Origin of the sequence: Lipingzhangella rawalii (genome assembly GCF_031628175.1) — a bacterium.
In the GTDB taxonomy this organism is placed as follows: domain Bacteria; phylum Actinomycetota; class Actinomycetes; order Streptosporangiales; family Streptosporangiaceae; genus Lipingzhangella_A; species Lipingzhangella_A rawalii.
The window spans coordinates 532,300-548,478 of sequence record NZ_JAVLVT010000001.1; the positions used below are offsets into that span (position 1 = coordinate 532,300).

The 16,179-nt window shown below is 66.8% G+C and carries 14 protein-coding genes and 1 pseudogene; 9 read left to right on the forward strand and 6 right to left on the reverse strand.

Features of this window, described 5'->3' with window-relative positions; all coding sequences use genetic code 11:
* Positions 1-228 precede the first annotated feature (228 nt).
* Positions 229-1,251 (reverse strand): acyltransferase domain-containing protein, encoded by a 1,023-nt coding sequence (locus RIF23_RS02400; protein WP_310910656.1) that lies wholly within the window; start codon positions 1,249-1,251, stop codon positions 229-231.
* 121 nt (positions 1,252-1,372) lie between these two features.
* On the opposite strand from RIF23_RS02400, the gene RIF23_RS02405 reads away from it, so the two are divergent.
* Positions 1,373-2,992 (forward strand): AMP-binding protein, encoded by a 1,620-nt coding sequence (locus RIF23_RS02405; RefSeq protein ID WP_310910657.1) that lies wholly within the window; start codon positions 1,373-1,375, stop codon positions 2,990-2,992.
* A 47-nt stretch (positions 2,993-3,039) separates the two neighbouring features.
* On the opposite strand, the gene RIF23_RS02410 is transcribed toward RIF23_RS02405, so the two are convergent.
* Positions 3,040-3,843: a hypothetical protein gene (locus RIF23_RS02410; protein ID WP_310910658.1), complete on the reverse strand. Its 804-nt coding sequence runs from the start codon at positions 3,841-3,843 to the stop codon at positions 3,040-3,042.
* An 84-nt stretch (positions 3,844-3,927) separates the two neighbouring features.
* Between RIF23_RS02410 and RIF23_RS02415 the strand changes: the two genes are divergently transcribed.
* From RIF23_RS02415 to RIF23_RS02430, 4 genes are read left to right on the forward strand one after another with little or no spacing between them, the layout of a single operon-like run.
* Complete coding sequence (locus tag RIF23_RS02415) at positions 3,928-4,974, forward strand: AAA family ATPase (protein ID WP_310910659.1); 1,047 nt, start codon at positions 3,928-3,930, stop codon at positions 4,972-4,974.
* Between the two features lie 29 nt (positions 4,975-5,003).
* On the forward strand, positions 5,004-5,975 hold the full coding sequence (locus RIF23_RS02420; protein WP_310910660.1) for a DUF58 domain-containing protein: 972 nt from the start codon (positions 5,004-5,006) through the stop codon (positions 5,973-5,975).
* Between the two features lie 12 nt (positions 5,976-5,987).
* Entirely contained in the window at positions 5,988-6,944 is a 957-nt protein-coding gene (locus tag RIF23_RS02425) for a VWA domain-containing protein (protein WP_310910661.1), read from the forward strand.
* Entirely contained in the window at positions 6,941-7,894 is a 954-nt protein-coding gene (locus RIF23_RS02430; RefSeq protein WP_310910662.1) for an NUDIX hydrolase, read from the forward strand. Before RIF23_RS02425 ends, RIF23_RS02430 begins: the two co-directional genes overlap by 4 nt.
* Before the next feature lie 111 nt (positions 7,895-8,005).
* Here the strand turns inward: RIF23_RS02430 and RIF23_RS02435 are convergent, their stop codons facing one another.
* From RIF23_RS02435 to RIF23_RS02450, 4 genes and pseudogenes are all read right to left on the reverse strand, one after another.
* Entirely contained in the window at positions 8,006-9,046 is a 1,041-nt protein-coding gene (locus RIF23_RS02435; protein WP_310910663.1) for a polyprenyl synthetase family protein, read from the reverse strand.
* Positions 9,037-10,448, reverse strand: a pseudogene (locus RIF23_RS02440) (family 2B encapsulin nanocompartment shell protein). Before RIF23_RS02440 ends, RIF23_RS02435 begins: the two are co-directional and overlap by 10 nt.
* Before the next feature lie 437 nt (positions 10,449-10,885).
* A complete protein-coding gene (locus RIF23_RS02445) occupies positions 10,886-11,170 on the reverse strand; it encodes a DUF1876 domain-containing protein (protein ID WP_310910664.1) in 285 nt (94 codons plus the stop codon).
* A 116-nt stretch (positions 11,171-11,286) separates the two neighbouring features.
* A complete protein-coding gene (locus RIF23_RS02450; protein WP_310910665.1) occupies positions 11,287-12,042 on the reverse strand; it encodes an SDR family oxidoreductase in 756 nt (251 codons plus the stop codon).
* 120 nt (positions 12,043-12,162) lie between these two features.
* Here RIF23_RS02450 and RIF23_RS02455 point away from each other — a divergent pair, with 120 nt between their 5' ends.
* The 4 genes from RIF23_RS02455 to RIF23_RS02470 all read left to right on the forward strand — a co-directional run bounded on the left by RIF23_RS02455 (position 12,163) and on the right by RIF23_RS02470 (position 16,108).
* The gene (locus RIF23_RS02455; protein WP_310910666.1) at positions 12,163-12,807 is read left to right on the forward strand and encodes a class I SAM-dependent methyltransferase; all 645 of its coding nucleotides are present in this window, start codon (positions 12,163-12,165) and stop codon (positions 12,805-12,807) included.
* Between the two features lie 51 nt (positions 12,808-12,858).
* Entirely contained in the window at positions 12,859-13,431 is a 573-nt protein-coding gene (locus RIF23_RS02460) for a TrmH family RNA methyltransferase (RefSeq protein ID WP_310910667.1), read from the forward strand.
* Positions 13,432-13,691: 260 nt separating this feature from the next.
* A complete protein-coding gene (locus RIF23_RS02465) occupies positions 13,692-15,095 on the forward strand; it encodes a hemolysin family protein (protein WP_310911215.1) in 1,404 nt (467 codons plus the stop codon).
* Positions 15,095-16,108 (forward strand): hemolysin family protein, encoded by a 1,014-nt coding sequence (locus RIF23_RS02470; RefSeq protein WP_310910668.1) that lies wholly within the window; start codon positions 15,095-15,097, stop codon positions 16,106-16,108. The genes RIF23_RS02465 and RIF23_RS02470 overlap by 1 nt, the downstream gene beginning before the upstream one ends.
* Positions 16,109-16,179: the final 71 nt, after the last annotated feature.

Below are 16,179 nucleotides of genomic sequence, written 5' to 3' on the forward strand. Positions count from 1 at the left end.
CGCGACCACGCGACACAGTGACGCCGTCGCCTCGAAGCCACCTCGAACAGGCTGCTCGGCACAGCGCCATCTACGCCACCGTGGATCTATGTCGAAATCCCGGCACCACGCGGAAGGCCAGACCGCCGGGCCGATGATCCCCGACAAACCCCTCTCGAATCTCCTTACTTAACATAATGTCTCTTATCATCTTAAGTGGGAACGCCCGCCAAGCCCCGCCCACACCGGCTACTCCGGCAGGCGCAGCCACCCGGTGCGCACCTGCCAATGCCCCCCGTTACGCAGGTGGTCGATGATGGTGCGTTCCAGGGTGCTGCGGGGCTCGACCGTGTCCGGATCCACCCGGTGCCGTCGAAACACGAACCGGAACACGTCGGCGTTCCCGTCGGTGCCGTGCGGCACCAGGGTGAACCGCCGCTGAAAGGCCAGAATGTTGGACTCGGCCGGCAGGTACGCGGCCAGCTGGGGATCCAACAACCAGGAGGTGCAGGTGGCGACGGGATAGTCCGTGGCGAAGTGGGTGGCGAAGAACCCACGGGCCTGACGCAGCGAGTCGGTGACGTGCTGCTCGTCCAGGGGGCCGGTTTCGGGAATGTGCAGCCGCAGCACAGGCTGGCCCGTGTGGAGATCGCGGGGCAGGTGCGCCTGCTGCTGTGGTGTGTACCAGGTCACCGCCGCCTGGGGGCCCAGCTGGGCCGGCTCGTACTGCAACCGCCCCAGCTCGAACAGGCCCCCACGAAAATGCAGGGCAATCCAGGTGGCCACCTCCAGGCCACAGCGCCCGAACATCGCCCGGTTCTTGGCGACATGGCGCCCCACATCGGCCAGGGTCGCCGCGGTGACCGCAGGCGGCACCCCGTGCCGGGCATGCCACTCCCGCAGGGCCGGCACGGCAGCGGCAAACGCGAACACACTCATGCAGCGCACCCGCGCGTCATCAACCTCGGTGAGCGTGGGCCAGCCACGCCACTGTCCCGTCCCCAGATCCGCAATGATCCGCTGGTACATCCACTGCAACAGCCAGTGGAACTCCGGGGGCCAGCTTTCGTCCGGCCACAGCGCACACAGTTCCCGTTCGTCCTCGGGCTGCAACGCGAACGGGGCCAGGGCCGTAGCCGCCTGCTCTGGGGGCGGCAACACAAGCCCACCCCCCACGGAATGGTTCGTGTCGGCCAAAGCCGCCAGTCCGGACAGCCAGGACCGATGCTCCTCGGCAAGTCCCAGACTGCGGTGCAGGTGATCGACATCCATGTGCGGTTTCGACTCCGTTCGCTGTGGGCGTGGACTGGCCGGGCGTGACCAAGCACACCCTGGGCTTAGGGTATGACGAGGACAACTCCGGCATTATCGACGTCGCGGCAAGGGAGCGTCCATGGGCGACCCGGCACAGCAGGTGCGTGACTGGCTGGACAGCTACGACACTCCCCACGCGTGTGTCGCCACCCTGCTGTGTGACCGGCATCCACCCGACACCGTGGCCCTCACCGAAGTCGACGCCGACATGCGCACCCGCGACCTCACCTACGGCGAACTCGCGACACGATCGCGCCGCCTGGCGTCCGGACTCGCCGACCTGGGCGTTGGCCCGGGCGTCCGAGTCGCCACACTCATGAGCACCGGACATGACCTCGTCGTGACCATGCTGGCCATCTGGCGCCTGGGCGCGGTATCCGTTCCCCTGTTCACCGCGCTTGCACCCAGCGCCATCGCCCACCGGCTGGATCACAGCGCCACCCACGTCGTCGTCTGCGACGCCGAGCACCGCGAGAAGATCACCGCCGCCGGAATCACCGCGACCGAAACCCGCATCGTGGTGGCGGCCCGGCAACGCAGCTGCCCCGACGAAGTACTACTCAGCGAACTGGAACAGGCCCCCCGCGCCGAAACCCCACCCGTGGCTGTGGGCGGAACCGCCCCCTTCATCCTGCTCTACACCCCCGGTCCTGTGGGATACCCCCGCGCTGTCCCCGTTCCGGTGCGGGCCCTGGCAGCGTTCCACGCCTACCTCGTGTACGGCCTGGATGTCGACGGGGACGACGTCTACTGGAACACGACCGATCCCGGCTGGTCCTATGGACTGTACTTCGGTGTGGTGGCCCCCCTACTGGCGGGGGCGGGCACCGTGCAGCTACGTGCCGGCTTCGACGCGGAGCTGACCCTGGACGTACTGGCGAGTTTAGGGGTCACCAACCTGGCGGCCGCCCCGACGGTGTATCGGGCGCTGCGCGCCTCGGTGAAGTCCCTGCCTCCGGAGGTCGCCCCACGGCGTCTTTCCAGTGCCGGAGAACCCCTGACTCCAGACGTGGCCGCGTGGGCACAGGATGTGTTCGGAGTCCCGATTCGGGACCACTACGGCCAGCCAGAGCTGGGGATCTGTCTGGGAGCGGGCAATCATCCCGAGGTGGCCGTGGAGCCCGCGCCAGGCTCAGCGGGCATCCCCCTTCCGGGATGGCGCGTGGGGGTCATCGAACCCGGAACGGAAACCGAGGCGGCTCCCGGCGATCTGGGCCAAGTCGCCGTGGACGTGCCCAACAGTCCCCTGGCGTGGTTCACCGGCTATGCCGAGCCGGCCCGGGGGGATGTCACCGCCGTGCAGCGGTTCAGCCCCTCGGGCCGCTGGTACATCACCGGCGACACCGGGCGTTGCGACACCTCGGGGCAAGTTTATCTGGCCTCACGAGACCACGACGTGATCGTGACATCGGGCTATCGGGTGAGCCCCTTCGAGGTGGAGTCGCTGTTGCTGGGGCATCCAGCAGTATTGGAGGCAGCCGTGTACGGGCTGGCCGACGAGATCGCCGGGCAGCTGGTTGCGGTGAAAGTGGTATTGCAGCAGGGCTGGTCGGCCTCGGTGGAGCTGGAGGAGCAGCTACGTTCGGTGGTGCGGCGCGGAGTTGGTGAGCACGCCGAACCACGCCAGGTCGACGTCGTGACCCGGCTGCCCCGCAACGCCAGCGGGAAGATTCAGCGTGGTCGAGTCCGGCGCCTGTAGGCGCTGCGAGTAGATGTATGCCAGCAGGGTGCCCTGCACACAGCTGGTCAGGCGAGATCTTCGGGGCTCTGCGCGGGGGTGGGCATCTGGGTGATGTCGTGGTCGTCGAGGGGAACCTCGGGTACAGAGTCGGGCTCCTCTCCCCCGTCCTCCTCGTCCACACCGTTGTCCTCGTCGTCTGGGGACTCGGGTGCGGGCTGTGGGCTGGGTGCCGGCACCGTTTCCACGGCCGGGTCGGGACGCAGGGAACTGAGGGCGAGATACACCGGAACCAACACGGTGATCAGCAAGAGCAGCATGGCGACAAGCCCCAGGACCACACCCGGGTGGGGGCGGTGGGTGGCCGGTGGTGCCCCCGGGGCAGGGCGGGAATCCCAGCGGTGGGGGGCGGCGGCCTGGTCGGACGCGGTCCAGTGTGGGGTGTAGGTGGGCCCCGCAGGGACTGTGACCTCGTCGACCTCGTCCAGGGCCGCAGCGGTGTCCAAAAGCCGGATCCCCATGGTGGGGCTGTGAGCCGGCAGGGCCGCCCATGCGGTGGCGGTGCTCCGGGTGCTGGCCGCCAGAATCCGGGGCACACTCGCCTCGGTCGCAGCGGCGGTTACAGCGCTGGTGAAGCGGGAACGAACGGCAGGGTCAGCAGCTGCACCGGGGTTCAGCATCGCCACGTGGACGCTGTGCCCGCCGGCATCGATGGCGGTATAGACAATACCGGCCGGATGGGTCTCCAGCCGGCCCCGAAGTCGATAGGCCCCAAGCTGGCGTGGGTCGGTGTCGGCGAGTGGGGTGGACAGGTGCTCCTCCGGCAGTATCAGGATCGGGGCTGTCGCCTGCCGCGCAGCGGGTAGGGTCACGGATGCGTGGTTCGGGCCCCAAGGTACCCAAGGCACCGGTGGCGACCCCGGATCCAGGCGAGGATGTTGCTGGAAGGGACGGCGATGGCAGACGAGGTCCAGCCCGATGACATGAACGCCTCCCCGGAGGCGACCCGCCTGGCGCGTGCCGCATTGCGTGAGGTCAGTACGGTCATCGTGGGACAGGACAGCATGGTGGAACGCACCATGGTGGCGCTGCTGGCCAAGGGGCACTGCCTACTGGAGGGAGTTCCCGGAGTGGCCAAGACCCTCGCGGTGGCGACCCTCGCCCAAGTCACAGGCGGAGACTTCCACCGCATCCAGTTCACCCCGGACCTGGTCCCCTCCGACATCGTCGGTACCCGGATCTACCACCCCTCCACCGAGCGCTTCGATGTGGAGCTCGGCCCGGTGGTGACCAACTTCGTGCTGGCCGACGAAATCAATCGCGCCCCGGCCAAGGTGCAGTCGGCCCTGCTGGAAGTGATGGCCGAACGCCAGGTGTCCGTGGGCGGCACCACCTACCCGGTCCCCGACCCCTTCATCGTGATCGCCACCCAGAATCCCGTCGAATCCGAAGGGGTGTATCCACTTCCGGAGGCCCAGCGTGACCGATTCCTGATGAAGGTCGTGGTCGAGCACCCCACCGCCGAGGAAGAACTCGAGATTCTGCGCCGGATGAGCCGCGAACCCCCCCAGGCCCACCGAATCCTGGACGCGCTCACTCTGGCCGAATTGCAGGCCGACGCCGAACGGGTCCAGGTACACCAGCTCATCGCCGACTATGTCGTACGGCTGGTCATGGCCAGCCGCGAACCAGCCACCTACGGACTCCCCGAACTCGACGGCATCATCGAGATCGGGGCAAGCCCACGCGCGTCCCTGGGGCTGGTCGCCGCAGCCCGAGCCCTGGCTCTGCTCCGCGGACGCGACTACGTACTGCCCGACGACGTGCGCCACCTCGCCAGCGACGTCATGGCCCACCGGCTCGTTTTGACCTTCGACGCGCTGGCCGACGGCGTCACCGCCACCCAGCTGGTGGACCGAATCGTGGCCACCGTCCCCGCCCCCCGCGTCATCTGGGACGACCCCCCCACCGCCGGAGACCAGCCCGTCGCGGCCCGCCGCTGAACCGGAACGACACCCCTATGAGCCCGGATATGAGCCCGGATTTCCCCTCCGCTACGCTCCCCCGCAATATGGTGCGCTCCCACCACGCACTGCGCCGCATGGAACTCACCATCACCCGCCGCCTGGACGGCCTACTCCACGGCGAACATCTGGGACGCGGCCTGGGCCAGGGCAGCGAGACCGCCGAAGCCCGCGCCTACCAGCCCGGCCAGGACGATGTGCGCCTGATGGACTGGGCCCTGACCGCACGCACCACCACCGCCCACGTACGCGACCTGGTCGCCGACCGCGAACTCGAGTCCTGGACCCTGCTCGACCTCTCCCCGAGCATGAACTTCGGCACCGCCGCCCACACCAAACGCGAGGTGGCCCTCGGCGCCCTGGTCGCCGTCAACGCCCTGACCCAACGCGGCGGCGACCGCCTGGGCCTGCACGTACTCCACGCCGGCGGCCACGACCGCTACGCCACCCGCTCCGGCCCCCAAGCCGTATTCAACCTGCTCCACCGAGCCCACCGCACCACACAACACCCCCCAAACTCCCTCCCACCCCCCACCGACAGCAGCGACACCGACCTGGCCCGCGCCCTCCACGATCTCACCCGCCAACAACGACGCCGCGGCCTACGCGTGATCATCTCCGACTTCCTCACCCCCCACACCTGGGAACCGGCCCTGCGCCAACTCACCCAACACCACCAGGTGCTAGCCATTGAAATCCTCGACCCCCGCGAACTCGACATCCCCAACCTGGGCTGGATCACCCTCCGCGACCCCGAAACCAGGCGCGTACGCGACGTGTACATCTCCGCACACGTCCGCCACACCTACCGGACCGCCGCCCTACACCACCGCGAAACCACCCACAACGCACTCCGCCGCACCGGCGCCCTACACCTGGTCCTACGCACCGACCGCGACTGGATCCGCGACATCGCCGCCTTCGTCGCACGCCAGCGCCGAGTGGCACACCTCGCGCACCGCACGGCGCGTGCACGCTAGGAGGGATGCCCCATGTCGTTCCTTGCCGCAGGCTGGCTGTGGCTGCTGGTACTACCAGCAGCACTCACGGCCGCCTACGTACTCCTCCAAGGCCGCCGACGCCGCTATGCCGCCCAGTTCACCAACCTCTCCCTCCTCGAACAAGTGGCACCCCACCGCCCCGGATGGCGCCGTCACCTCACCGCCGCCCTCTTCGGCCTCACCTGCATCACCCTGATCCTCGGGCTAGCCCGCCCCGTCATGGACGTCGATGTACCACGAGAACGCGCCACCATCATGATCGCCATCGACGTATCCCCATCCATGGCCGCCGCCGACGTCCCTCCCGACCGCTTCACCGCCGCCCAGGACGCCGCCACCCACTTCGTCAACACCCTCCCCGACCGCTTCAACGTCGGCCTCGTCGCCTTCTCCGCCACCGCCACCGTGGTCGCCTCCCCCACACAAGATCACCAGGCCATCATCGACTCCGTGGACGGTCTACGCATGTCCCCGGGCACCGCCATCGGCGAAGCCGTATTCGCCTCCCTCCAATCCATCGACTCTTTCGACGCCGAAACCACCACCAACCCCGACGACGCCCCACCCGCCGCCATCGTCCTGCTCAGCGACGGCGAGAACAACAGCGGCCGCCCGGTTCCCCTGGCCGCCGACGCCGCACACACCGCCGACGTCCCCGTATCCACCATCGCCTTCGGCACCGGCGCCAGCCTGATCGAACTCGACGGCCAACTGGTCGAAGCCGACATCGACAAAGACGAACTTCGGGGATTAGCCGCCGACACCGGGGGTAACTTCTACGAAGCCGAGTCCGAAATCGAGCTCGAAGAGGTGTATGACGACGTGGGTAGCGCCCTCGGATCAGAAACCGTCCGCCAGGAAATCGTCACTCGATTCGTCGCCGCCGCACTGGTACTCGCCCTGGCCACCGCGGTCGCCTCCCTAGCCTGGTTCTCCCGCCTCCCATGACCCAACCGAACCACCACCGCCGACTGCGACGCCTCACCGCGCAGCTCGTAGCCCGCACCCCCACCGGCCACATCGCCCTACACCCGGACCCGGATCAGCCACGCCTACCCGGGGCAAGTGTCCCGTTCGGTGCAGATCCCGCTGATGTAGCCCGGACGAGCCTCGAAGTGAGCATTGATACCCCGCTGCACCCCCTCGCGGTGCACAGCGAATTCACCACCCTCGACGTGCCCGACTCCGACGGTGACGGACACGACGGCTGTGGCCGACCCCTACAGTTGCACATTGACCGTCTTGTGTACACGTGTTCACTTCCATCGTTCCCCACCGCTCACATCCACTGGTGGCGCCCGAACGGATCCGAGTCCCCGATTACCGAGCACGGCGCGGATCCGCCACCCCACAAACTGCTGACCGAGAGGGACAGCCACGACTGTGCCCAGCTGCGGCGTCTGTCCTGTCCGCCACCCCACAAACTGCTGACCGAGAGGGACAGCCACGACTGTGCCCAGCTGCGGCGTCTGTCCTGCTATGGCCTGGCCATCGATCCGGCCGGACGCGTGCTCCTCACCCGGATCTCGCCCGGATACCCCGGCGCGGGGTACTGGCACCTGCCCGGTGGTGGGGTCGAGCACGGCGAAACGGTGTCCCAGGCACTGACCCGCGAACTCCGCGAGGAAACCGGACAGCAGGGCCACATCGGCCCGCTCCTGGCGATCCATCCATACCGCATGCGCGGGTCCCGACTCATGAGCCCAGGAGCCGACATCGCGGCTGTGTGGATCTTCCAGCGGGTACACATCCCTGATCCTTGTGCCCCACACGTCAGGGAACACACCGGTTCCACCTGTGCCGCTGCCTGGTTCACCACCGACCACCTGGCCACACTGCCGCTGTCCCCCACCGCCCGGCACGGACTAAGCTTGCTCGACCCACACCCCAACCACTAGCCACCACGCGGACCAAACGCCCCGGAAGACCGTGGGCCGCGAGGACGAGCCAGGCCGACCTCACCGACACCGACGGCCCACTCCCCGGATCGGTCCGGATCGCACATCGGCCTAACAACTCCGGCTCGTCAGGGCCACCGCCAAGGCCCGCAGATCCCGAGCCGCCGCATGCACAGGAACCACATCCTCAACCAAGCCCACAGCCCGCTCTCGTAACAGTCGCGCCTGCTCCTGCGACCACTGCCGACCCCCCGCCTCCTCCACTAACCAGGCGGCCCGCGGCAGCTGCCCGTCTCGTAGCGGCTCCGGCTGCGAATACATCCGCGCAAGCTCGTCGCCGGGAGTCGTCCCCGACGTAAGCGCCGCCACCACGGGAAGACTCTTCTTCCGACGCCGTAGATCCGCATAGATCGGCTTTCCCGTAACCTGAGGGTCTCCCCAGATCCCCAACAGGTCGTCCACATGCTGGAATGCCATCCCGACACACACGCCGAAACTGCGTAGCGCGGCTACCCGTTCCCCCGAAGCCCCCGCCGCCAGTGCCCCCATGGCCCCGGCACAACCCAACAGTGTCCCGGTCTTCTGCTGGGCCATCTCCTGGCTCTCCGCCGACTCGACCTGCACCCGGCGCTCCAAGCTGAGGTCGGCCACCTGCCCGGCGATCAGCTCCTGGACCGCAGCACTCAACGTCCGGGCACATGCCGTCGATGCCGCCCCGTGTCCCGACATCGCAACATCCAGTGCCAGGCTCAGCAGTGCGTCTCCGGCCAGGATCGCGGCATCCGTGCCGAATACGGTCCAGGCAGTGGGGCGGTGGCGGCGCGTTTCATCGGCGTCCAGCACGTCGTCGTGCAATAGGGAAAAGTTGTGCACCAGTTCCACTGCGACCGCGGCGGGAACCGCTGAGCGAACGTCCCCGTGTACCCCCTCGGCCGCCAACATGGTGAGCAGGGGGCGAACCGCCTTTCCCGAGCCTCCTTCCTGCGCGACACCGGCGGCATCCCACCAACCGAAGTGATACCCGGCAACCCGGCGCACTCCCGACGGTAGGCTCTCCACCGCTGCCCGCAGTTCCGGCTCGACCAGGTCCCGGATGCGGGCACGTTCGTGGATCTGCGCGATCGCGCTGCGGCTCGAGTGTGTCACTGCCATCGCTCGTCCTCTCGGCCGATTTCTACGTGTTCGAGGAGGCCGAGCGCGTCGGGGACGAGGACGGCCGCTGAGTAGTAGGCGCTGACGAGGTAGGAGATCAGGGCCTGTTCGTCGATGCCCATGAAACGCACGGACAGGCTGGGGGCGTACTCGTCGGGAATTCCGGTCTGGTGCAGGCCGATGACGCCCTGGCGATCCTCGCCGGTGCGCATTGCCAGGATCGTGGAGGTTCGGGTCGAGGACACCGGAATCTTGTCACACGGCAGCAGCCGCACTCCCCGCCACGCCGGAACCGACTGACCGGCCATATCCACATTCGCCGGATACACCCCCCGCCGGCTGCACTCCCGCCCAAACGCCGCAATCGCCCGCGGATGCGCCAGCAGAACCTTGGTCTTACGGCGACGGGACAGGAGGCGATCCATGTCGTCGGGGGTGGGGGGTCCGGTGCGGGTGTGGATGCGTTGACTCAGGTCGGCCTGGTGGAGCAGACCGAATTCGGGATTGGTGAGCATCTCCTGCTCCTGCTGCTCACGCAGCGCCTCAATCGTCAACCGCAGCTGCTGCTCCACCTGGTCCATCGGATCGTTGAACAAATCCGCAACCCGCGAATGCACCCGAAGCACCGTCTGCGCCACACTCAGCTCATACTCCCGCGGCCGAACCTCATAATCCACATACGTCCGCGGCAACTCCGCCACCCCCGAATGCCCCGACGCCACCGCAACCAACGCCTCACCCTGGTCGTTGGTCGGGCGGCGGGTTTGGTCGAGATAGCGGGTTACCTGGTGCTGCAACGAAGAGGACTGCTCCAGGACCGTGGCGAAGTCGGTGCGGGTGAGGGGAGCAGGGTGCAGTGGGTTTGGGCGGTGGCCGTGAATTCCCATACAGCCTGATCCTCGACCAGGGACTGGTCCCCGAAGTGGTCGCCATCGGCCAGAACGTCGAGCACCACCCCATCGTCGTACTCACCACGACCAACCTCAGCCACCTTGCCGTGCACAACCACCACCACCTCCTCGGCAGCGTCTCCTGCCCGCACGATCACATCTCCCGCGGCACACTCCCGATGGCTGAACCGCTGCGCCAGCTCCCCCAATACCTGCTCGTCAGCAAACCCCCGCAACAACGGCAACTCCGCCAGCTGCTGCGGAATCACCCGCGCCACCCCATCCGAAGAATCCACCGCGACCCGACCGTCGCCCACCACATAGCTCAACCGCCGATTCACCCGGTACACCCCACCCGAGGCCTGCACCCACGGCAGAACACGCAACAACCACCGCGAGGAAATCCCCGCCATCTGCGGCACCGACTTCGTCGTCGTCGCCAACTGACGCGCCGCAGCCGTGCCCACACTCACCGAACCCGACCCCGACTCCACAGCACCAAACTCAGACACCACACACCACCAACCAGAATCTACGATCGATGAACGGATAATCCTGCTACCGACTGATCCCGCTTGCATTATTCAGAATGAGACAAACCTCAGGACGCACCGACCACGAGAACTCTCTTGCCAACTAAATGCAATCAGGCGATCACAGCCGAAACCATTCGTACCCCTGTGGCCATGGCATATGCAACAGGGATCGAGAAATTTCCACGAAGGAATCAGGTTGCAGATTTCGGCGTTTTCGTCGATTTAACTAAGGTCGATCGTAGAAATGCCATGGCCAGCACAAACACAGAAAATCTAGAGTTATGGACACCAGGAACCAGGTCCGGCGTGCACGTGGCGCAGCGACCAACTAATGAACTAAACAAAATAGGGGTGGCGCGTCCGCTCAGGTCGCCACCCCTGACCGAGGAGATACACCCCCGGTGTCCTGCCGGCTACCGCTGAAGCGGAATCCCGGCCATACCCGTACTCTCGCCGATGTCCTGCCAGGCCGCCTGCCGCAACTGCCGTGCGAGATCTGATAGTGCTCGCGACACGGCCAGCTCCTCCCCGATCTCGGGAACATCCATGTCCTCGGGGTGCTTACGTGCCACCCCATGCCCCCGCAGATTCGGCAGGTCCGGAGACACCAACCCCACCTCAGCCCAGGTGTAGGCCTGGTTCCCCTCGGCCTCCTCAGACACCAGAATGTCGACGTTCCAACGCTTCGTGGTGTGCATGACGCTCACCCTCTTGTCCGGTGTGCACCGTGAACCGGCCCGGATGGCACCCCACGCCGATCCCCCTGCTCTGGGTATGCACACGGGACGCTGCACGCAAACCCGGACAAGAACTCCTAACCCAGGCCACCACCCAGCGTTACTCCCCCATCCAGGGTGAGCACCTGTCCCGTCATCCATTCCGCATCCGGGGAGGCCAGGAACGCCACCGTCCCCGCGACATCCTCCGGCGTGCCGAGACGACGCAGTGGATATCCCGCAGCGACCTGATCCTCATTGTCGGTGTAGAGTGCTTCGGCAAACCGTGTCTTGACAACCGCGGGCGCCACCGCGTTCACCCGGATCCCCGGAGCCAGTTCGAAGGCCAGCTGCTGGGTCAGATTGATCAGTGCAGCCTTGGTCACTCCGTAGGCACTGATCCCCGGGGACGGGAACTGGCCCGCGATCGAGGCGATATTGACGACCACTCCCCCGTGCTCGGCCATCCACGCCTGATGCACAGTTCGCACCCACTGGTGTGCGGCGATCACATTGACCTCGTAGACCTTCGCCATGGCGGCTGGTTCCACATCGAGCACCGGTGCCAGCACGGGGTTGATTCCCGTGTTGTTGACCAGGATGTCCACGCGTCCGAACGCGTCGATCGCACGGTGCACCGCATCCTGTTGGTGATCGGAGTCGTGCGCCTTTCCCGGAACAGCCAGCACCCGATCCTCGCCACCCAGCTCCGCCGCGGTCTGGTACAGCGGCTCCTCCGACCGGGCCGTGATGGTTACCGATCCTCCCTCCTCCAGAATCCGCTGTGCGATTGCCCGTCCAATGCCACGGCTCGCACCCGTGACGATCGCAACCCTGCCACCGAATCGATTCACCTGGTGTCTCCCTTCAGCCAGCCATCACCTGTGCACCATTCGCGCCCACGCAACACCGTAGCCACACCACAAACCGGAAGAGCGTCGGGATCCAGGTACAGGCCCTGGTAGCGTCACGGCGTGACGCCGCACTACTTCGACCCGGATCCGCAGACCGGAAGTGAGCCGCGTACGGTCTCCCTGGTGCTGCCCGATCTGTATCTCCCCTTGCGCACCGACCGCGCAATGTTCTCCGCGGACCACGTCGACCTGGGCACCAGGATCCTGCTGGAGACGGTTCCTCCCCCACCTCGGCAGGGCACTCTGGTGGACCTAGGATGTGGATACGGGCCAATCGCCCTCACCATGGCCAGCCGGGCCCCGCAGGCGTCGGTGTTGGGTGTGGATGTGAATGAACGGGCTGTGGAGTTAGCGGGGTATAATGCTCACCAGAACCACCTTTACAACGTAGATTTCAAAGTGGGTTCAGATCCGATGCTCGTGGACGATCACCTTGATGTCCAGGCAGAACAGGCTCCCGCGCACATCGCGGCCCTGTGGTCCAACCCACCGATCCGGATCGGAAAGCCCGCCCTCCACCATCTCCTGACCACGTGGCTGGCCCGCCTCGCCCCCACGGCCAGCGCCCACCTCGTCGTCCAGCGCAATCTCGGCGCGGACACCCTCCACCGCTGGTTGGAAACCCAGTCCTACCCCTGTACTCGCATCGCCTCGCGCTCCGGCTACCGAGTACTCCGCGTCGACGCCCCGACCAGCATCACCTAAGCTGTAGGATCCCAGTCCCGGCCATCCCTGGAGCACGAGGAACGCCTGGCAGTGAGCAAGCAACTGCGCCCCACCGACGTCAAGCGGCTGAACCGACAGTGGCGCCGGCACACCAACGGCCGTGCGGCCCTGATCGTCGAGTCGGTAACCCAACCCTTCAATCTCGGGTCTATCCTGCGCAGCGCCGCGGCGCTGGGGGTCACCGAAGTGTGGCTGGCTGGGAACACCGCCGATATCGACCACCCCGGGGTGGGCAAGAGCGCACTCGGCTCGGAACGCAAGCTGACGTGGTACCGCTCCCCCACAGCCCCCGATGCTGTGACGGCTGCGCGGTCCGCGGGCTACGGTGTACTCGCTCTGGAGCTCACCGATGATGCGCACCCGCTGCACGAGGTGCCGCTGGGGCCGGATACCTGTCTGGCCGTGGGGGCCGAGGATCATGGCTGTTCCCCAGGGCTGCTGGCTGCGGTCGATGCCGCCGCCTACATTCCCCAGCTGGGCCGGGTGGGATCTCTGAACGTGGCTGTGGCGACGGCCATCGCGCTGTCCGAGATTCGGCGGCGGGAGTGGGAACGGCTCGAGGAGCCCACGGTTAACGGTGCACACGGCCCCGCGGCCGGGTGAAGCGGGTCATCCGGAACCGGGGGTTCATCAAGAATTGACCGTAGCCCCATAATGCCTACACCGAAGTTGGGGAAGCACGTCGGTCCCGGACAGCGTTTCACCCAGTACAGCAGCGACAGCGACCAAGAGAGGACAATGGACCCGTCCCGAAGTAGCGGCAGCCTCCCGAGTGGAGGCTGTGCGCTCGCCCCCGACCCAGACCCACCCTCACCAGGCAGCGCACGCATCGAGATGAGCGTTTCCGAGGCGGTGCGTGCGTGATGGTCGAGATCCCGTCGATCCTCGCCAGTCTTGTCCTCGGAATCCTTGTCGTCGTCCTGATCATCGCCGCCAACGGCTACTTCGTGGCCCAGGAGTTCGGCTATATGGCGGTGGACCGTTCCCGCCTCAAGGCACGGGCCGCCGCGGGGGATGTGAGTTCCAGCCGGGCGTTGCGCGTCACGGCTCGCACCTCGTTCATGCTGTCGGGAGCACAGCTCGGGATTACCGTGACCGGGCTGCTCGCCGGCTACGTGGCCGAGCCCATGATCGGTTCCGGCATTGCCGATCTGTTGTCCCTGGCCACCGACCGTGTACCCGCGACGGTTGGTCTGACCCTGGGAACCCTGGTCGCGCTGATTCTGGCGACCGTGCTGCAAATGGTGTTCGGGGAGTTGTTTCCCAAGAACTTGGCCATTGCCCGGCCAGAGCCGATCGCACGCCGACTGGCCCTGTCCACGGGGATCTATCTGCGGGTGTTCGGTCCGGTGATCTGGCTGTTCGACCAGGCGGCTATCCTGCTGCTTCGTGCGGTCCGGATCCAGCCGGTCGAGGATGTCCAACACGCGGCGACTCCACGCGATCTGGAACGCATCGTTGCCGAATCTCGTCAGAGCGGCACGCTGCCCGCAGAACTGTCCACCCTGCTGGACCGCACACTGGAGTTTCACGACCGCACTGCGGCGCACGCCATGATTCCCCGCCCCCAGGTGGTGACGGTCGAGTCCACCGATGGTGTCTCGCGCGTGGTGGAGCTGATGGCCTCGGGGCACTCCCGGTTCCCGGTGGTGGGAAGCGACGTCGACGACGTTGTGGGGGTGGTCTGCCTGCGCGATGTGCTGGCGCTGACGTCTGCGGACACGGAAACGACCAGCGTGTCCGAGCTCGTGCGTCCCGCCCTTCGGGTTCCGGCCTCGCTGCCGCTGCCCGGAGTACTGGTGCAGCTGCGCGCCTCCGGTGAGGAGTTCGCCTGCGTGGTGGACGAGTACGGTGGCCTGGCCGGGGTGATCACCACAGAGGATGTCGCCGAGGAACTTGTAGGGGAGATCGCCGACGAGCACGATCCCACCGATGAAGTCACGGCCCGGGCAACCGGTGCGGGGACCTGGCTGGTTCCCGGCGCCATCCACGTCGACGAGGTTGAACGGTTGATCTCGCAGGATCTGCCGCCCGGCGACTACGAGACCATCGGAGGCTTGGTCATCGCCGAGCTGCGGCGACTTCCGGAGCCGGGAGACCGGGTCACGGTGGAGCTTCCGGTGGAGGTGCCCAGTGAAGGGGAACCACGTCGGGTGCTCACCCTGACCGTCGGAGAGATCGACCGGCATGTCCCGGCCACGGTACATCTGCGCCTGGAACAGCAGGATGCGGCACATGCGGGGAGTGAGTCCGGGGGGATGGTCTGATGAGTGAGCTGAACCCGTGGCTGGCGCTGGCCGTGTCGGTGCTGATCGTTGGCCTGAGTGCCCTGTTCGTCGCCATCGAGTTCTCACTGGTCGCCGCACGCCGCTATCGGCTGGAGGAGGCGGCGCACCGCAGTGCCTCGGCGCGGGCGGCATTGCGGAGTGCGCGGGATCTGTCCATGTTGTTGGCGGGGTCCCAGCTGGGCATCACGTTGTGCACGCTGGCGCTGGGAGCGATCACGAAGCCGGCGGTGCAGCGGCTCCTCGAGCCGTGGTTCGGCTGGCTGCCCGCGGCGGGCAGCTACGGGGTGGCATTCGTGCTGTCGCTGGTGGTGGTGACTTTTGTGCACCTGGTCGTCGGCGAGATGGCTCCGAAATCGTGGGCGATTTCGCATCCGGAGCGGTCGGCGACGGCACTGGCCCTGCCGATGCGCGCGTTCATGTGGCTGACACGTCCGGCGTTGGTGGCGCTCCAGGCCATGGCGAACTGGTGTCTGCGCCGGGTGGGGGTGGAACCCGTGGACGAGGTGGCCTCAGGACGGGACCCGGACGACCTACGCCAGCTGGTTGATCATTCCGCCCGGGCCGGGGCGCTGAGCGAGGATCGGCGCGAGGTGCTGGCCACGGCGCTGGAGGTGAACTCGCGGCCGGTTTCTGATGTGTTGACCCCGTGGCGGGATCTGGCCGCGGTTGGCCCGGATGCCACCGTGGACGACATCAAGCGGGTGTCGCGGGATACCGGGCATCTTCGGTTGGTGGTGCGTGATGGGCAGCGTCCCCTGGGTGTGCTGCATGTTCGCGATGCGTTGACGAGTGCCCCGACGGTGACGGCGGCGGGGTTGATGCGGCCGGTACGCACCGTGGATGCGGCCATGCCGATCTATGCGGCACTGGGCACGATGCGGGAACAGCGTTCGCATCTGGCTCTGGTGGTGACCGGTGGGCGTCATGTCGGTGTGGTGACCCTCCAGGACCTGCTGGACGAGCTGTTGGTGGGTGAGGGTGCGCAGACGTAGTTGGGTTGGCGGTGGCCCCGTGACCTCGATCAACATGTGAACACCGGCGTGGGCAGTCCGGGTTCCCCAGT

What these genes read in the sequence shown, in the direction of transcription:
- RIF23_RS02425 (WP_310910661.1), top strand. Translation starts at nt 5,988, where the DNA reads ATGTCGTTCCTTGCCGCAGGCTGGCTGTGGCTGCTGGTACTACCAGCA.
- RIF23_RS02465 (WP_310911215.1), top strand. Translation starts at nt 13,692, where the DNA reads ATGGTCGAGATCCCGTCGATCCTCGCCAGTCTTGTCCTCGGAATCCTT.
- RIF23_RS02470 (WP_310910668.1), top strand. Translation starts at nt 15,095, where the DNA reads ATGAGTGAGCTGAACCCGTGGCTGGCGCTGGCCGTGTCGGTGCTGATC.
- RIF23_RS02435 (WP_310910663.1), bottom strand. Translation starts at nt 9,046, where the DNA reads ATGGCAGTGACACACTCGAGCCGCAGCGCGATCGCGCAGATCCACGAA.
- RIF23_RS02405 (WP_310910657.1), top strand. Translation starts at nt 1,373, where the DNA reads ATGGGCGACCCGGCACAGCAGGTGCGTGACTGGCTGGACAGCTACGAC.
- RIF23_RS02415 (WP_310910659.1), top strand. Translation starts at nt 3,928, where the DNA reads ATGGCAGACGAGGTCCAGCCCGATGACATGAACGCCTCCCCGGAGGCG.
- RIF23_RS02430 (WP_310910662.1), top strand. Translation starts at nt 6,941, where the DNA reads ATGACCCAACCGAACCACCACCGCCGACTGCGACGCCTCACCGCGCAG.
- RIF23_RS02445 (WP_310910664.1), bottom strand. Translation starts at nt 11,170, where the DNA reads ATGCACACCACGAAGCGTTGGAACGTCGACATTCTGGTGTCTGAGGAG.
- RIF23_RS02420 (WP_310910660.1), top strand. Translation starts at nt 5,004, where the DNA reads ATGAGCCCGGATTTCCCCTCCGCTACGCTCCCCCGCAATATGGTGCGC.
- RIF23_RS02400 (WP_310910656.1), bottom strand. Translation starts at nt 1,251, where the DNA reads ATGGATGTCGATCACCTGCACCGCAGTCTGGGACTTGCCGAGGAGCAT.